This is a genomic window from Prosthecobacter fluviatilis (assembly GCF_055388355.1).
Genome location: NZ_AP043782.1, coordinates 5881940 through 5898352 on the forward strand (window position 1 = coordinate 5881940; position 16413 = coordinate 5898352).

Genomic DNA, 16413 nt, shown 5'->3' on the forward strand with positions numbered 1-16413 from the left:
AACAAACGCGGGGTGGCCTAGATGCGGCACGCCATGGCCGCCCTGCCCGGCATGAAAACTGCAGGCGGATGTGGCGTTCCTTCACGATGATGAGACTGACCCAACTTTTGATGATTGGAGCTGCAGCCGCGCTGCTGGCGAGCTGTGCCGGCCAGGGGGTGGTGCGTGCCATCCCGGTCGCGCCAAACACCCAGCACATGTATGCCCAGGGGGATGATGCGCTGGTCATGCCGGTGCTGCTGCCGGAGCGCCCCATGCTGGTGGCCACCTCCGGCCCTGCCATCCGCGCCGCCTCCTACCTGCTGCTGGATGCGCGCACCGGGCAGCATCTGGCGGGACGCAATTTTGAAACCGCGCGCGGCGTGGCCAGCACCCAGAAGCTGGTGACGGCCCTGGTGGTGCTGGACGCAGGCAACCTGGACAAGATGGTGCGCGTGCAGGCCTCTGACGTGGCGGTGGAGCCCACGCGGCTCGGCATCAAGCCGGGGGAGGTGTACTCGCGCCGGGAGCTGCTCTACGCCTTTCTCATCAAGAGCGCGAACGATGTGGCCAACGTGCTGGCGCGTGACAACGCGGGCAGCATCAGCGCCTTTGCCGCCAAAATGAACGCCAAGGCCCGCGCGCTGGGCTGTGCAAACTCCCATTTCAAAAACCCGCACGGGCTCACCGTGGGCGGGCAGTACTCCACCGCGCGTGACATGGCGCGTGTGGCGATGGCTGCGTACCGCAACGGCGTGATCCGCGATGTGGTGCGCCGCAAGCATTTCGGCTTCCGGTTTGCGAGCGGGCGCTACATCTCGCTCACCAACACCAACGAGCTGCTGGGCGTGATGCCCGAGTGCAACGGCATGAAGACCGGCTACACCGTGGCCAGCGGACGCTGCCTGATCTCCAGCGCCGCCAGCGGCAGCCGGGAGGTGATCCTGGTGCAGCTGGGCACCAAGACGAAGTACATCTGGGAGGATGCCCGCATCATGATGAGCTGGGGCCTGCTGCGCCTGCGCGGCAGCGGCGGCATGACGGCGGATGTGTGGACGGGAAATTGAACAACCACAGGTTGCGGCAGTTCATTCCAGCAGCCACATTGACCACCCTTTCATCAACGACCAGCCCAGAATGCCGGCCACCACCCTCGTCTGCCCCCATTGCGAAAAGACTGTCGAAATCCAGGTTTCTTCAGTGACGCGCTCACGCCCGTGCCCTGAGTGCGGGCAGATGGTGATGCTGCAGATGGCGGAAAAGACCACCAAGACCAAGCGCCGCGCGCTGCTGATGACGCAGAACGAGCCCACCGGCGCAGCCGAGCCGAGCGCCGCAGCCGCCGCAGACCAGGAGCCGCAGCCGCTGCCCGGAGATGCCTTTGACCGCATGCGCATGGACCCGGAGATCCAGCAGTTCCGCAAGCGCCTGCTCATCGGCGCCGGAGTGGTGGGCTTCATAGTGCTTGTGCTCGTGGTCTGGAGCCTGCTGCCCTCGGAGCCGAAGAAGGAGGAGACGCTGGCCTCCAAGCTGGCCAAGGCTGCGGAGACCCAGCAGGAGGACAAGCCCGCTGCTGTGCTGCCGCCAGGCACTGCGCTCATGCAGCCTGAGGAGCCGACGCCACAGATGGTGAGCCCGGGAAATCTGGTGTTTCGCCCCCCGGGCAGTGAAGAGCTGAAAACGGCCAGCGCCATGTCCAAGGTCGAGGGCGGAGATCTGGCAAAGCTGGCTGCGGCGGAGGAGGTGCTGGGCAAGTTTCTCGCGACGGCCACCTGGAAGGAGCGCGTGCTGCTGGTGCGCGACCGCCTGCGCGTGGCCCCGCTGATGAGCACCTACTATTCCAAAAATCCGGACGGGGCCATCTCGTTTGACTCCATCGTCGAGGCGACGGAGCTTTCCCCCAAGTTCAGCCAGCATGTGGTGGTGCTGGAAGGCGGGGGCAGGCGCGTGGCCACGGTGGAGCACACGCCGGCCGGGCCGCGGGTGGACTGGGAGTCATTCGTGGGCGCTGGCGAGATGGCGTGGTCGGATTTTCTGGAGCAGAGGCAGGCCATTCCCACGCTCTTCCGGGTGTATGTGTCTCCGGCAGGGCATTTTGAAAACCAGTTTGGTGACCCCTCCAGGCTGCAGTGCTACAGCCTGCGCAACATTTCCGAACCCGGCGCCAAGGTGGTGTATGGCTACGCCGAGAAGGGCGGCCCGATCTCCAAGGTGCTGGACTACCAGCTGCAGCTCAGCGAGGACGCCACGGTGCCGATGATGCTGAATTTGAAATTTCCGCCGGATGCTCCGGTGGATTTCCAGGTGTGGATCCACAAGATCATCCAGCCTGGCTGGGTGACGCCCTGAGGCGGGTGGCGCACGATTTGCGGCATTTTTAGCAAGATATGCAAGATCGCCGGGGCACTCCCGTAATTCATCTCGATTCCAGCAACAACACCCCTCCCTCCTTATGAAAATGCATTCTCTCTGCCAAGGCAATCACCTTGATCTGCGCTCCGGTGTCAGCCGTCGTGATTTCCTCTACGTTGGCATGCTCGGCGGTCTCGGCCTGACTCTGCCTGAGATGATGCGCCTTCAGGCGGCGCAGGTCATGCCTGAAGTGGAAAGCTTCAAGCCCGTCGCTGACTCGATCATTCACATCTACCTCCCCGGTGGCATGGCTCAGCACGAGTCCTGGGACCCGAAGCCCTTTGCTTCGCCTGACTACCGCGGCCCGTTCACCCCGATCAAGACCTCCATCCCCGGGGAATACGTGGGTGAGAAGTTTGCGAACATCGCCAAGATCATGAACAAGCTCACCGTCATCCGCTCGATGACCCACGGTGAAGCCGCCCATGAGCGTGGCACGCACAACATGTTCACCGGCTACCGTCCGAGCCCGGCGATCAAGTTCCCAAGCTTCGGCTCCGTGATCTCCCATGAGCAGGGCAGCCGCAACAACCTGCCTCCTTATGTGGTGGTGCCAAACATGGTCGCTCCAGACCAGGGCACCGGCTACATGAGCAGCGCCTTCGGCCCCTTTGCCCTCGGCAGCGATCCTGCGGACAAAGGCTTCACCGTGCGTGACCTCCTGACTCCGAAGGACGTGGATGAGAAGCGCTTTGACCGCCGCCGCAACCTTCTGGGCACGGTGGACGAGCACTTCAAAGCCGTGGAAAAAGCCGACTCCATCAGCGCCATGGACAGCTTCTACCAGGCCGCCTACGGCCTGATCAGCAGCAAGCAGGCCCGCGAAGCCTTCGACCTGACCAAGGAGTCTGACAAGCTGCGCGACGAATACGGCCGCAACACCGCCGGCCAGCGCTTCCTGCTGGCCCGCCGCCTCGTCGAGGCCGGTGTGCGCATGGTTTCCGTGAACTACGGCGGCTGGGACCACCACTCCAACATCAAGGATGCCTTCACCGGTCAGGCTCCGAACTTCGATCAGGCCTTTGCACGCCTCATCACCGACCTCGCCGACCGCGGCATGCTCAAGCGCACGCTCGTCATGGTCAGCTCAGAATTCGGCCGCACGCCGAAGGTGAACGGCACCAACGGCCGTGACCACTGGCCGCGCGTGTTCTCCGTCGCCCTCGCCGGCGGTGGTGTCAAAGAAGGCTACATCCACGGCGCCTCCGACGCGCTGGGCGGTGAGCCTGACCGTGACGCCGTGGGGCCGGAAGACCTTGCCAAGACCATGTACCGCCTCCTCGGCATCAACAGCGAGAAGCGCATCATGGCCGACGGCGGACGCCCCATCGACATCGTCAACGGTGGCCGCATCCTCAGCGAAGTCATCGCGTAACACGACGCCTTCCAGAACTCTTCAGAAAACCCGGGCAGCGATGTCCGGGTTTTTTGTGTCCTGGTGTGTCGAATCTGGCGGAGGGGGATCATCCTGATCCCCTGGTTTGGATAGTGTGAGATGGGCGGTGCGGAAGCGTGAGGGATCGGGACGATCCCTCTCCTTTCCAAGCTTCTATGCCAGATGCCCCAGCGCGAGCATCCCGTAATACGTGTACTCGCAGTCGAGCATGTCGTCGGTCCAGTTGCCATGGAAGCCGCCGGTGGCATCCCAGAGGGAATCGACAAAGTCGAGGCAGGGCTCTTTGAGGCGTGAGTAATCTGCCTGCACGGCATCCAGTGCATGCAGGGCCACGGCGGTGGAGAGCAGATCGGGAATGGGGGCGGCGGGGAGGGCCAGGAACCCGCCTGCGGGCAGGCACTGGCGCATCAGCCAGTCCACGGCCTCAGCGGGCGGTGCCATGTCCATGTGGCGGTGCAGGGCCACCATGGCTGCGGTGGCGGTGGTGGAGCCCACGGGGATGCCGGGCTCATTGGACCAGGCACCATCGGGCGTGCGCAGGCCGCCCATGCACTCCGCCAGCCGCCAGGGCTCGGGAGGCATGCCGCCGAGGTCCTGGTAGGCACCCCAGGCCAGCAGGCAGCCGTAGGCGCTGCCTTTGGCCCGGCCGGGGGCCTGATGGTAGCCGCCGTCCGGGCAGCGAAAGGCCTCGATGCGTGCCGCCAGCGCTTCACGTGAGGCCGCTGAAAAGTCCGCCATGCCCGCATTGGCCCAGCAGCGTGCCAGACAGCAGAGGTGTACGAAATCCTGCCGCTCGCCGTCGCCAAAGGGCTTCAGCCAGGGGCGCACATCGGGAAGGGTGGCGGCATCGACGGAAAGAGCCTGCAGGCCCTCCAGGCCAAACACGGTGTAGTAGAGGTCCGGCTTGTCGTTGCGGTCCAGGAAACCACCCTCGGGGGAGAGGCGGGAGCGCAGAAAAGCCTCCACCAGCTCCGCCGATTCTCCGAGGAGTTTGGGCGCCAGGCGCGCCACCTGCAGCATTTCAAGACGAAAGGACATGCCCATGCGACTAAACCCGGGCCAGCCCTGCGGCTAGAAGAAAGTCATTTTCTCGCTTGAGTATTTTCCAGCTTGGTCAAAACTCCCGTCCCCGGTCAACCCGACTCCTTTGCTCACGTGGCGGAATTGGTAGACGCGCTAGATTCAGGTTCTAGTGAGTAACATCGTGGAGGTTCGAGTCCTCTCGTGAGCACCATCCAGCGGCAACAGTGCCGCCCGGGTGACCGGTTACACAGAAAGCCACATGCAAGACGCAGGATTTGTGAGGCAGGCATTTGCGGGAATCGCATCGCGTTATGTGCTGGCAAATCACGTCCTCAGCCTCGGCATCGACTGCCTCTGGCGCCGCACCACGGCCCGGCGCATTGCAGAGCTGAATCCGCAGCGTGTGCTCGATCTCGCCACCGGCAGCGGAGATCTCGCCCAGGCCATCCAGGCTGCCTGTCCGCAGGCCAAAGTTTTGGGCGCGGATTTCTCGGTGCCGATGATGCGTGAGGCGCAGAAGCGCCAGCTCCGCGCCCTGGTGGCTGCAGACGGCCTGGCGCTGCCTTTTCAGGACAATTCCTTTGATGTGCTCACGGTTGCCTTTGGCCTGCGCAACATGGCCTCCTGGCCCGCCGCCCTGCAGGAGATGAGCCGCGTGCTGCGGCCCGGCGGGCGCTTGTTTGTGCTCGATTTTTCCATCCCGCGCATCCCGGGCATCCGGCAGTTGTACCTGTTTTATCTCAAGGAGGTCATGACCCGCGTGGCTGGGTGGATCACCGGCAAGCGCGAGGCTTATGTCTATCTCTGCGGGTCCATCGAGCGCTTCCCCTCCGGCCGTGAGATGGAGTCTTTGATCTGTGCGAATGGCTTCAGCAGCGCGGGCTCACGCCAGCTCACGCTGGGGATTGCGTCGCTGTATGAGGCGGTGAAGTAGCGGGGCGCGCAAAGCTGGAACAGCGCCGGGGCATGCGTGCGGCAGACGAAGGTGCTGGCCTCGCAGTTGCAGAGCTTGTGATCGGATTTATCCCTGTGCATGCACTGGCAGAAAGCTCGCAGGATTCTCGCCGGACTCGCCTTGCTGGCGAGTGTGTGGCTGATGTGCGCAGCGCTGAGGATGGACTGGCTTTCTGCGGCCTTTCTGGTGATCGGCAGCATGCTGCTGCTCGTGGCTGCGGTGCTGCTGCTGGCGCCGGACACGGCTGTAAAGCTGGCCGAGTGGATTGCGCAGCCGTTTGCAGAGCTGTTTTACCCTTCGGAGGAGTTTGAGAAGCCGCCGCTGTCCTACGTGCTGGCACGCAAGTACAGCCAGGAGCGCAAGGTGGAGGCGGCAGTGCAGGAGTATGAGAAGATCCTGTTTTACTACCCGGAGGAACGGAGCGCATACCTGGAGCTCATCGAACTGGCGCAGCGTGTGGGGGACGAGGAACTGCGGGAGAGGTTTGAGGGGATGATGAGGCGAGCACTCGCGCCAAGCCCTGGAAGCTCCCAGCCACCCAGTACCGTATTGTAGTACCGGCTTTATACCACGTACAGCTGAAAACGGGTCTCATGGGTGAAAGCCAGCATTCCATGCGGCCAGCCTGCGCTCTGGAGGAGTGGGATCGTCCCGATCCCACACGCTCACGCGTCGCCCAGCGCCCTCGAACATCCACGAACACGCTGCAGGTGGGGGGATCAAGATGATCCCCCTCCGTCGGATCGTGCCTCCACCTTCAGAGTCGTTTTCAACGCATCATGGTATTAAGAAAGCAAGGAGCCTGGAATCCAGCGTGTGGAGTCCAGAATCCGAAGCCGCCTGAAGGCGGAACTACAATACATGCGCTGCGGACCAAGGACGTGGCACGCGCTTTTCGGGAGCGTTAGAATCGAGGACAGCCTAGCGAAGCGAGACAGACGACCTTATGGAGTCCGAAGGGCAGCGCAGCGAATCAACCAGGACCTTGCTCCGGTGTGTTTACACCAGCGCCGCAGGTGTCTGCTCCTCCTGCTCCTCGATGGCGGTCAGGCGGGCCTGCTCCTCATCGAGGTCTTCGTTGACGGGGGTGGACTCGGAGGCCTCGGCGCTCGCTGCGTCTGCGGCTTCGTCGGCGTCTTCACCTTCAGCGGCATTGGCGTCGTCAGACTTCTTCCGGCGCTTCTGCTGGTTCGGGGCTTCGAGGGCCAGCTCCTGGGCGGACTTGGCCAGGGTGCGGGTGTCCTCCGTGGTCATGCGGACGCCCACAGGCTTGCTGACGCCGAACTCCTGCATGGTCACGCCGTAGATCACATCCGCGCGGCTCATGGTGCGCTTGTTGTGCGTGACGATGATGAACTGGGAGTTGTCGATGAAGGCGTCCAGCATCTTGAGGAAGCGGCCGATGTTCGTTTCATCGAGAGGTGCATCAAGCTCGTCCAGCACGCAGAAGGGGCTGGGCTTCACCTGGTAGATGGAGAAGAGCAGGGCCACGGCGGTCATGCTGCGCTCGCCACCGGAGAGGAGGCTGATGGTCTGCAGCTTTTTGCCCGGGGGCTTGGCGATGATTTCGATGCCGGACTCCAGCGGATCGTTTTCATCCACCAGCATGAGGTCGGCCTTGGCGGCGGGGCCGAAGAGCTCGCGGAAATTGTTGTTAAAGAAGCCGCGCACCTGCTCAAAGGTCTCCACAAACATGGTCTTTGTGGTGTCGTTGATCTTGGCGATGACCTGCAGCAGCTCGTCCTTGGATTTGACGAGGTCGTTGTGCTGGGTGTCGAGGAAGTTGTGGCGCTCTTCGAGCTCTTCGAACTCCTGGATGGCGTCGAGGTTCACCGGGCCGATGCCCTCGAGCTTCTGGCGCAGCTCATAGACCACCTCCATGACGAAGGCCCAGTCGGGCTCGGCCTCCTGGCCGGGGATGACGACCTCGTCGATGTCCACGGCATCGTCGTCACGGTTGGAGACGGCGCGCACCTGCGGGGCTTCTTCGGCCTCGGGCTCTTCAGGGGCTTCGGCGGTGGCGTCGGCGCTGTCGTCGGCAGAGCTGCTTTCGGCGGTGCTGGCGGCGCCTTTTTTTCCACGGCTGCGGTTCTTCTTCTGCTCCTCGATGGTCATCATGAGCACGTGGTAGTCGGGCTCAAAGGCTTCAATGTGGAAGCTGTAGCGCTCCTGCACCTGGTTGATGAGGTTTTCGAGGCGCAGGTCCACGCGGGTGAGCGTGACTTCGGCGCGGTTGCGGGATTCGTTGAGGCCGTTGAAGCTCTGGCGCAGCTGCGTGAGCTGGGACTCGAGCTGGCTGACCTGCTCAAACAATCCGGCGCGCTCCTCGGTCTTGGACTGCAGGTGTTCTTCAATCGCTCCGATGGTGTCGCGCTGGGACTCGATCTGCTCCTGGAAGCGGGCGTTTTCCGCCTCGCTCTGCTGGATGCGCATGCGCCAGGTGTTCATCTCCTCGGAGAAGCGGTTGATGCCGGCCTGCAGCTCCTGCAGACGCACGCCGAGCGGGGCTTTCTGGCGCTCGATGGACTGCAGGGCGCTCTGCTCCAGAGCCAGCGCGGTGCGCAGCTCGTTGAGGCGCTCGCTGGACTCCAGCTCGCGGCGGAGGAAGGACTCCATTTCCAGCTCCAGCTCGGCCTCGCGGATGCGGGAGGTTTCGAGCTGCTCCTGGGCGATGGCCACGGCCTCGCGGAGCTGGGTGATCTGGCTTTCGGAGCCGCTGATGCGCTCCTGGATCTGGTTCTGGTCCCACTCGACGCTTTCGAGCTTGGTGGTGGCCTGCTGCAGGGCGCGCTGCACGACGCTCATCTTGCCCTGGAACTGGGAGAAGCCCTCGCGGGCGCGCTGGGACTGCTCGCGCAGGGAGACTTCCTCGCGCTGCATTTCCTCGAGCTGGGCGGTGACGCTGTTCACGGCGTCCTCCTTTTCCATGTACTGGTACTCCAGCGCCTCCACCTCGGCGCGGAGCTGGCGCACCTCGGCCTCGCGGCGCAGGGTGGAGGAGCCCTCCTCCTTGCTGGCGCCGCCGGTGATGATACCATCATGTGTGATGAACTCTCCGCGCATGGTGGCGATGGCGAGGTGGGGCATCTCGCGCTTCATGCGCAGGGCGGTGTGGAGGTCGTCCACGACCACCACATTGTGCAGCAGGTGGTCGATGAGGCCCTGCACGCCGGTCTTCACGCGCACCTTGTCCGTGGCCCAGGCGAGTGCGCCGGCGGGCAGCAGCTCGCGGTCGGCGGCGTTGCGCAGGTTGCAGAAATCATGCGGCACCAGCGCGGCGCGGCCCATCTTGTGGTCCGTGAGGCGGTCGATGATCTGCGCGGCGAGCTCGCTCTCGGTGAGAAGGACGGCCTGCAGGTGGTCTTTGAGCGCGGCTTCGATGGGGGTGATGTACTCGGGCTCCACCTCGATGCTGGAGGCCAGCAGGCCGCGCACACCGACGCCATAGACTTCGGGATTGTCGAGGCCGCTGATGACCTTCTGCGTGCCGGCGGAGAGGCCTTCGCCTTTCTGGAGGAGCTGCTCGATGATCTCGAGGCGTGACTTGCGCTGCGTCAGGTTGCGCTGCAGGTCGTTGAGCTCGTTGTTCATCGCGTCGCGCTGGCGGCGGCGTTCGATCATCTCGCGGGCGCAGTCCTTGGCCTTTTCTTCGAGCTGGTTGCGCGTGTCCTCCAGCTCCTGGATGTTGCGCTGCAGCTCGTCGAATTCGATCTGGCTGGCCTCGCGCGCCTGCTGCGCCGTCATGCGGTCATGCGCCAGGGATTCAAAGCGCTGGCGGTCGCCGGAGATCTGATTGCCGAGGGACTGCGCGCGCGCCTCGCTGGCGGCGATCTGGCCTTCAAACTGGCGGATGGACTCGCGGATGGCGCGGCGGTCGCTTTCCAGACGGTTGCGCTCCGGCATGATGTTCTGGTGCTGGCTGGCGTGCTCGTTCACCGCCATCTGGCGCGTCTGGATGTTGTCCGCGATGGCGAGCAGCTGTTCGTCGGCGCTGGCGAGGTCACGGCGTGCCTGGTCCAGCAGCTCTTCGTTGGCGGCGATCTGCTCCTCGTTCTGGCGCAGGCGGCCTTCCAGCTCCTCGGTGCGCTCACGGTTGAAGCCGATGCGGCTCTGCGCGCTCTGCATCTGCGAGCGCAGTTCCTGCGCCTGCTGGCGTGCCTGGCTGATCTGGGATTCCAGCGCGTGGTAGGCCTCGCGCGTCTGCGCGGCCTCGGTCTCGGCCACTTGCAGGCGGTGCTGCAGCTCCTCGATCTGGTTCGCCATCATGCGCACCTGGTTTTCAGCCTCGGACTTCTCCCCGCTGAATTCGGTGTACTGCTTGTGCGCGAGGTGGGTGTCCAGCAGGCGGGTGTCCTCCAGCAGGGCCTGGTAGCGGCGTGCCTTGGCGGCCTGGCGCTGCAGCGTGCCCATCTGTCGCTTCACTTCGGCGACGATGTCGGCGACGCGCAGCAGATTGGCCTCGGTGTATTCCAGCTTGCGCAGGGCTTCACGCTTCTGCGATTTGAATTTGGTGATGCCTGCGGCTTCTTCGAAAACGGTACGGCGGTCTTCCGGCTTGGAGCTCAGGAGCATGTCGATCTGGCCCTGCGCCATGATGGAGTAGGCCGCGCGTCCGATGCCGGTGCCCGCGATGAGATCGTGGATGTCCTTGAGACGGCAGATGGTGTTATTGAGGCGGTACTCGCTGCGGCCGTCACGGAAGACGCGGCGGGTGAGTGCGACTTCGTTGAAGTCCACGTTCAGCGACTGCTCGCAGTCCGCCATGGTCAGCGTCACTTCCGCGAGGCCCACGGGCTTGCGCTTGTCGGTGCCGTTGAAAATGACGTCCGCCATTTCATCGCCGCGCAGCGCTTTGGCGGAGGTTTCGCCCAGCACCCAGCGGATGGCATCGACCACGTTGGACTTGCCGCAGCCGTTGGGGCCCACGATGCCGGTGACGCCTTTGTGGAATTCGAAATGGGTCTTGTCCGCAAAGGACTTGAAGCCGTGAAGGGTGAGGCTCTTGAGATACATGACGATGAAGGGGCGGAGATGAAAAGACGGGTGAAGAAATCCGAAGGACGAATGACTTCGCGGTGAGTACTGAGATGGACTGAACCATTCCGCGCCAGATGCCCGCAAGAGTGAACCCAAAATTCCACGCTATCTTGGGGGTCATTAAGACATCTTAAACAAGATGTGGGATTTTTCAGGGCGTTTTTCCTGTGAATAATCGTAACGGCTGTGAACAAGTTTTCAAGGGCGGGGTTTGGGGGGCGGACCCGCATGTGCTCTGTGGCGTGGCAGTCTGTCATGCAAAGGGCTCCCGGAGGGTGCACGGAAATTAGCCGGTGGTGAAGCGAGGCTTGGCGAGCGGGAACCACCGGATCGAGTCGCCCTATCGCATCTTCAAGCGATGCGCCCTGAAAGGGCGCGAGAAGGGTTCGAATGCCGCCCGGCAAATGTGGATGCATGACCCAGGATTGATTCTCGCGCCTTTCAAGGGCGCTACCGTGATTCGGGTGCGGTGGATGGCGCGATTCCGGTGGTTCTCGCTGCACCGCTTCGCGGTTTCGCTTCACCACCGGCTAATATCTCTCGTGCCTCCGGCACGCCAGAAATCGATGATTGCGAACTAGCGCATGTGGCGGAAAACGTTTCCCATGCCCTCGACGCATCTATCGTTGCACTATCATGTCGTGTTCAGCACTAAGAACCGTGAACCCCGGCTGGCCCCGACCGCACGCAAACGTGTCCATGAATACATCGGCGGCATCATCCGCAGCATGAATGGTACCGCGCATGCGGTGGGCGGAACAGGCGACCATATCCACATCGCTGCGGGTTTACGGGCCACGCATTGCCTGGCTGATGTGATGCGCGAGATCAAAAGCGAGTCATCACGCTGGATTCATGAGGAATTGCGGCAGGCAGGGTTCACTTGGCAGGAGGGCTATGGTGCGTTCACGTTTGCCGCACCCGATTTGGAGTCGGTGCGCTCGTACGTGCTGAACCAGGAGGAGCATCATCGGGTGAAGACCTTTCAAGAGGAATACAAGGCAATGCTGCAGCGCGGGATGGTGGAATACGACGAACGGTATTTGTGGTGAAAGGGAATGCAGGGTGGTTTGAACGCTTCTCGCGCCCTTCCAGGGCGCGGCCCAATATAAACGATGGATAATGCGTAAATCCGGCGGTTCCCGGTCGCTACGCTCCCTTCACCACCGGCTAATTTCCATGCTCCCTCCGGGAGTGGGCGGAGAGCTTTCGCCAGCAAAGTAGCCTTCTTGCTGTGCAACAAGGAATATCACTGGATCGCCCAAGTTTTACGGTGCTTCCCACCGCAGGTGTTTGCGGCGCTTTCCCCTGTTCCGCAGGAACAGGGCTACTTTAATACACCGCCTTGCGGTGAAACAGAAAGCTCTCCAGCAGCAGCAGCGTGAGTGCGAGCCAGATGAGGCGCTGCGGCCAGGTGCTGAAGGCGCTGGCGGTGATGAGCGGGGCGGCGGGCTGTGTGGAGTGCGCGGCATCAGCAGCGAGGGCGGGCAGGTCCGTCTCGGCGGCGGAGATCAGGGCGCAGGCGCCGCTGCGGTCGCCGGTTTCCCACGCGCCGATGCGGCTGAGGGCGAGGAGGCCGTGCGCGGGATCGTCCGCCACTTCGATGAAGGAGCTGCCATTCCACGCATGCCATTGCACCAGGCTGCCGGTGTGCAGCAGTTCGCCGGTGTGCAGGGTGCGGGTGTCGGTGAGGGCTTCGCTGTTTTCGGCGCACCAGTAGAGGGCATTGCCGAGGATGAGGGGAAAGGAGGGCAGCAGCGCGAGCTGCTCTGACTGCGCGGGCGAGAAGGCGGTGCAGACGAGGCGCTGGCCCTCGTACTCCCCGGCGGCCAGCACGGGCTCGCTGCCGGCAAACCACAGCGGCTCGATGGAGGTGGGCAGGGTCAGCAGGGTGGTCTGGGTCAGGGCGATGCGGCTGCTGCTGGCACGAAAAAGCACGGGGTGGTCTGGCTGCACGCTGCGCACACCATCATACGGCACGCTGCTGCTGCGGCGCGTCTGCACCGGGCCGGAGCTGCCCTGCGGGGTGAGGGCGATCACGGGGCGCCCTGCGGGCCATTCCTTGGGCAGCCAGTGCTCAAAGATGTACACGTCCGGCTGCTCTTTGGGCGGCCAGGCCGCTGGGTCGCCTTTGCGCATTTCGATGCGCCCGTTTTCGATGAGCGCGGAGAGCGCCAGCTCGGTGAAGGGGTCGGGCTTCTCGGCAAAGTAGGCCACGCTGAGCGGCTTGGTCTTGGGCAGCGGCGCGGCGAGGGCGTCGTCCCAGCCAAAGCAGTCGCCGGCGGTCTTGAGGCGGATCTCCATCTGCTGCCCGCGCACGCCTTCCAGCGGCAGGATGAGCGCGCTGGATTCTCCAGGGGCGAGCTCCAGCTCCCGCAGCTGGGCGATGCGGCCGGAGATGGTGACCTCCAGCGTGGTGGTGGCCTTGGCGGCGTTGCCGGCGGAGGCGCTGACTTTGACAAAGGCCTCGTAGCGGTCACGCGCCAGCGGGCTGTGGCGGATCTGAAAGCCGGTGAGGCCCACATTGAGCGGCTCCCTGAGGGCCACGGGAATCCAGTCGACCGCTGTGCTGGCGGGCGGCTGCAGATCGCTGGCCACCCAGATGCTGGAGCGGGACTCGAGGTCTGCGAGGCGCTGCGCCACGGTGAGGGCGGCCTCGGGTTTGCCCTCGATGGGCGCGGGCGTGAGCTCCTCCAGCAGGCGCAGGCATTCGCGGTGGTTGCGGCTGCGGGAGAGCAGCACGCGGGGGCGTGCGTCAAAGGCGATGAGCGAGACCACGGCCTGGTCTGGCAGGGTGCGGAGGCGCTCCTTCACGCGCTGCCTGGCGGCGTCCAGCCGGGTCTGGCCCTGCACGTCCTGCGCGGCCATGGAGGCGGAGCAGTCCACCACCACCACGGCGGCGCTGACGGCGTCTGCGGAAAGCGTGCCGCTGGGCCGCGCCAGCGCCAGGATGGCAAAGAGCAGCACCAGCAGCGTGAGGATGAGCGAGAGCCATTTTTTGATGCGGCGCAGCCACGCGGACTCCTGATGCTCACGCGCGAGCGATTTGAAAAACAGCAGCGTGGACACCGGCACCCGCCGCGCCTGCCGCCGGAAGAGCCACAGCACCAGCGGGATCAGCGCGAGCCAGAGGAGGTGCAGGTAGCTGGGGGTGAGGAAGCGCATCGGATGGGATCAGAATGACGAATGAGTAAATCCGAATGACGAAACAATGTCCAAGCCTGAATGACGAATGTGGCATGGCATTTATTTCGTCCTCCTACTCGCCCTCGAGCATTGAGCGTCGAATGCGGGATGGAAGAAGCAAAGACCCGGGAGTGTCCTAAGCCGGTGGCTGGAAATGAGTCATTCGGATTTACTCATTCGTCATTTGCGCAGCTCCTCCAGCGCCTGCTTCAGGTGCCCTTCGAGGACGTCCTTGCTCACGTAGGCGTCGCCGATCTTGCGCAGGAGGACGAAGCGGATCTTGCCGTTTTCAAATTTCTTGTCGGTGCGGGTGATGCGCATGAGCTCCTCGGTGTCGAGGTCGTCGGGCAGGCGCAGGGGGAGGTCGTAGAGCTTGAGCAGGGCGAGGATGCGCTCGTACTCAGCGCTGGTGAGATCGCCCACCTGCGTGGAGAGCCAGGCGGCGGCGCGCAGGCCGAGGCTGATGGCCTCCCCGTGCAGCAGCCTGCCGTAGCCTGCGGCGGCCTCGATGGCGTGGCCGAGGGTGTGGCCAAAATTCAGCAGCGCACGGATGCCGAGGGTCTCGTGCTCGTCGGCCTCCACGACGGCGGCTTTGATGGCGATGTTGCGCCGGATGAGGTCGACGATGTCGCCCTTGCCGGCGGCGACGTCTTCGATGGCCTGGAGCATGGAGGCATCGCGGATGCAGGCATGCTTGATGATTTCCGCAAAGCCTTCGTTCCATTCGCGGGCGGGGAGGGAGCCGAGGGTGTCCAGGTCTGCGATGACGTGGACGGGCTGGTGAAAGCAGCCGACCATGTTCTTGGCATTCGGCAGGTTCACGCCGGTCTTGCCGCCCACGGAGCTGTCCACCTGGGAGAGCACGGTGGTGGGCACCTGCACGTAAGGGATGCCGCGCTGGTAAACGGCGGCGCAGAAGCCCGCGAGATCGCCAATGACGCCACCGCCGAGGGCGACGACGAAGCTTTTGCGGTCCAGTCCGGCGGTGACCATCTCGCTGAGCACCCATTCGCTCTTGGCGAGGGATTTGGAGGCCTCCCCGGCAGGCACGGTGATGAGGTGGGGCTTTTTCCCGGCCTCACGCAGGCTTTGCAGCACGGTCTCGGCGTAGAGCGGGCCCACGGTGGAGTCGGTGATCACGGCGCAGCTCGTGCGGTCCGGCAGCTTTGAGTTCACCTCTTCACCCAGCGTTTTGAGCAGGCCGCGCCCCACCTGCACGAGGTAGCTGCGGGGGCCTAGATTGACGAAGACGGGGCTGGCGGGCTGGTCGGGCGGAGGCATGGAAAAAGTTCGAGGAGATGGGGGAGCGCGTACTGTGCCGCCGGAAGGGAATCGAGGCAAATCGTTTGGAAGCAGCGCTCGCGCCGAAACCAGGTGATCTGGCGCTTGGCGTAGTGCCGCGTGGCCTGCTGGATGGCGGCGACGGTGTCCTCCAGCGTGGCCTGCCCGGCCAGGTGGGCGCGCACTTCGCGCAGGCCGATGGCCTTTTCCGCCGTGGGCGAGAGCGGGCCCAGGGCGCGGACTTCCCCGATGAGCCCGGCGGCAAACATGTCCAGCGTGCGCTGATTGATGCGGCGGTACAGCGTCTCGCGGTCCCAGGTGAGGATGACGCCGCTCACCTGCGGCTCGGCCTGCTCAAAGGAGCGGCGCAGGCCGGACTGCGGGCGGCCGGAGAGCAGGCAGATCTCCAGCGCGCGCTCCACGTAGCGGGGATTGCGCAGGTTCACGGTGGTGGCGGCCTCGGGGTCGCGCTGCAGCAGCCACACGATTTTTTCGCCGGGGCTCAGGTGCTGAAACTGCGCCCGCAGCTGCGGCGAGGCGGCGGGCAGGGGAGAGAGCCCGTGGGTGAGCGCCTTGATGTAAAGCCCGGAGCCCCCCACCACGATGGGCACGCGGCCCCGCGCAGCGATGCCCTGAATGACGGGAAGTGCCAGCGCGTGGTAGCTGGCAGCATCGCAGGCCTCCGTGAGGGGGATCACCCCGTAGAGGTGGTGCGGCACCTGCGCCAGCTCCGCCGGGGAGGGCTTGGCCGTGAGGATGTCCATCCCCGCGTAGAGCTGAAAGGCATCCGCATTCACGATCTCCCCGCCCACGTGCTGCGCCAGGGCGATGGCCAAGGCGGACTTGCCCGAGGCCGTGGGCCCGGTGATGAAGAAGGTGCTGGCGGGGAGCATGGCCGTGCCCGGCTGAGCGGGCATCAGAAGGTGTGCTCGATCTTGCGACCGACCTTGGAAATGCCCTGGCCGGTCTTTTCAAAGGCGTGGTCCACGCCGCGCCCTGCGCGGGTCATGGGGCCGCCGCTGCCACGGCAGGAGGCGAGGGAGAAAACAGCGACAATGAGGAAAGAGGCGATGATTTTCATGACGGTGCAAACTAGTGCAGGGGGCGGAAAGGCTCAAGCGGGGAGTGAGGGTGGAATGGTGCG

Annotated in this window: 12 protein-coding genes and 1 tRNA gene; 7 read left to right on the forward strand and 6 right to left on the reverse strand. The window is 64.2% G+C overall.

Annotated elements, in window-relative coordinates; all coding sequences use genetic code 11:
* The first annotated feature begins 110 nt into the window (after positions 1-110).
* From ACZ5WW_RS22955 to ACZ5WW_RS22965, 3 genes are all read left to right on the forward strand, one after another.
* The gene (locus ACZ5WW_RS22955) at positions 111-1046 is read left to right on the forward strand and encodes a D-alanyl-D-alanine carboxypeptidase family protein (RefSeq protein WP_464694190.1); all 936 of its coding nucleotides are present in this window, start codon (positions 111-113) and stop codon (positions 1044-1046) included.
* 70 nt (positions 1047-1116) lie between these two features.
* Positions 1117-2328: a hypothetical protein gene (locus tag ACZ5WW_RS22960; protein WP_377163304.1), complete on the forward strand. Its 1212-nt coding sequence runs from the start codon at positions 1117-1119 to the stop codon at positions 2326-2328.
* 103 nt (positions 2329-2431) lie between these two features.
* Positions 2432-3766 carry a DUF1501 domain-containing protein gene (locus ACZ5WW_RS22965; protein WP_377163306.1) on the forward strand — a complete coding sequence of 445 codons (1335 nt, stop codon included), beginning with the start codon at positions 2432-2434 and terminating at the stop codon, positions 3764-3766.
* A gap of 174 nt (positions 3767-3940) precedes the next feature.
* On the opposite strand, the gene ACZ5WW_RS22970 is transcribed toward ACZ5WW_RS22965, so the two are convergent.
* The gene (locus tag ACZ5WW_RS22970; protein WP_377163308.1) at positions 3941-4825 is read right to left on the reverse strand and encodes a prenyltransferase/squalene oxidase repeat-containing protein; all 885 of its coding nucleotides are present in this window, start codon (positions 4823-4825) and stop codon (positions 3941-3943) included.
* 111 nt (positions 4826-4936) lie between these two features.
* On the opposite strand from ACZ5WW_RS22970, the gene ACZ5WW_RS22975 reads away from it, so the two are divergent.
* From ACZ5WW_RS22975 to ACZ5WW_RS22985, 3 genes are all read left to right on the forward strand, one after another.
* Positions 4937-5021 (forward strand) — tRNA-Leu (locus tag ACZ5WW_RS22975).
* Positions 5022-5069: 48 nt separating this feature from the next.
* Positions 5070-5744, forward strand: coding sequence for a ubiquinone/menaquinone biosynthesis methyltransferase (locus ACZ5WW_RS22980; RefSeq protein ID WP_377163310.1), 675 nt, complete (start codon positions 5070-5072; stop codon positions 5742-5744).
* A gap of 99 nt (positions 5745-5843) precedes the next feature.
* On the forward strand, positions 5844-6320 hold the full coding sequence (locus tag ACZ5WW_RS22985; protein WP_377163312.1) for a hypothetical protein: 477 nt from the start codon (positions 5844-5846) through the stop codon (positions 6318-6320).
* A gap of 444 nt (positions 6321-6764) precedes the next feature.
* Here the strand turns inward: ACZ5WW_RS22985 and smc are convergent, their stop codons facing one another.
* Positions 6765-10778 (reverse strand): chromosome segregation protein SMC, encoded by a 4014-nt coding sequence (smc, locus tag ACZ5WW_RS22990; RefSeq protein WP_377163314.1) that lies wholly within the window; start codon positions 10776-10778, stop codon positions 6765-6767.
* Between the two features lie 629 nt (positions 10779-11407).
* Between smc and tnpA the strand changes: the two genes are divergently transcribed.
* On the forward strand, positions 11408-11854 hold the full coding sequence (tnpA, locus tag ACZ5WW_RS22995) for an IS200/IS605 family transposase (RefSeq protein ID WP_377163316.1): 447 nt from the start codon (positions 11408-11410) through the stop codon (positions 11852-11854).
* 280 nt (positions 11855-12134) lie between these two features.
* On the opposite strand, the gene ACZ5WW_RS23000 is transcribed toward tnpA, so the two are convergent.
* The 4 genes from ACZ5WW_RS23000 to ACZ5WW_RS23015 all read right to left on the reverse strand — a co-directional run bounded on the left by ACZ5WW_RS23000 (position 12135) and on the right by ACZ5WW_RS23015 (position 16350).
* Positions 12135-13967 (reverse strand): vWA domain-containing protein, encoded by a 1833-nt coding sequence (locus ACZ5WW_RS23000; RefSeq protein WP_377163317.1) that lies wholly within the window; start codon positions 13965-13967, stop codon positions 12135-12137.
* A 201-nt stretch (positions 13968-14168) separates the two neighbouring features.
* Positions 14169-15269 (reverse strand): 3-dehydroquinate synthase, encoded by a 1101-nt coding sequence (aroB, locus tag ACZ5WW_RS23005; RefSeq protein WP_377163319.1) that lies wholly within the window; start codon positions 15267-15269, stop codon positions 14169-14171.
* Positions 15224-16186 (reverse strand): tRNA (adenosine(37)-N6)-dimethylallyltransferase MiaA, encoded by a 963-nt coding sequence (gene miaA, locus ACZ5WW_RS23010; protein ID WP_377163321.1) that lies wholly within the window; start codon positions 16184-16186, stop codon positions 15224-15226. The genes aroB and miaA overlap by 46 nt, the downstream gene beginning before the upstream one ends.
* The gene (locus ACZ5WW_RS23015; protein ID WP_377163323.1) at positions 16186-16350 is read right to left on the reverse strand and encodes a hypothetical protein; all 165 of its coding nucleotides are present in this window, start codon (positions 16348-16350) and stop codon (positions 16186-16188) included. Before ACZ5WW_RS23015 ends, miaA begins: the two co-directional genes overlap by 1 nt.
* Between the last annotated feature and the right edge of the window lie 63 nt (positions 16351-16413).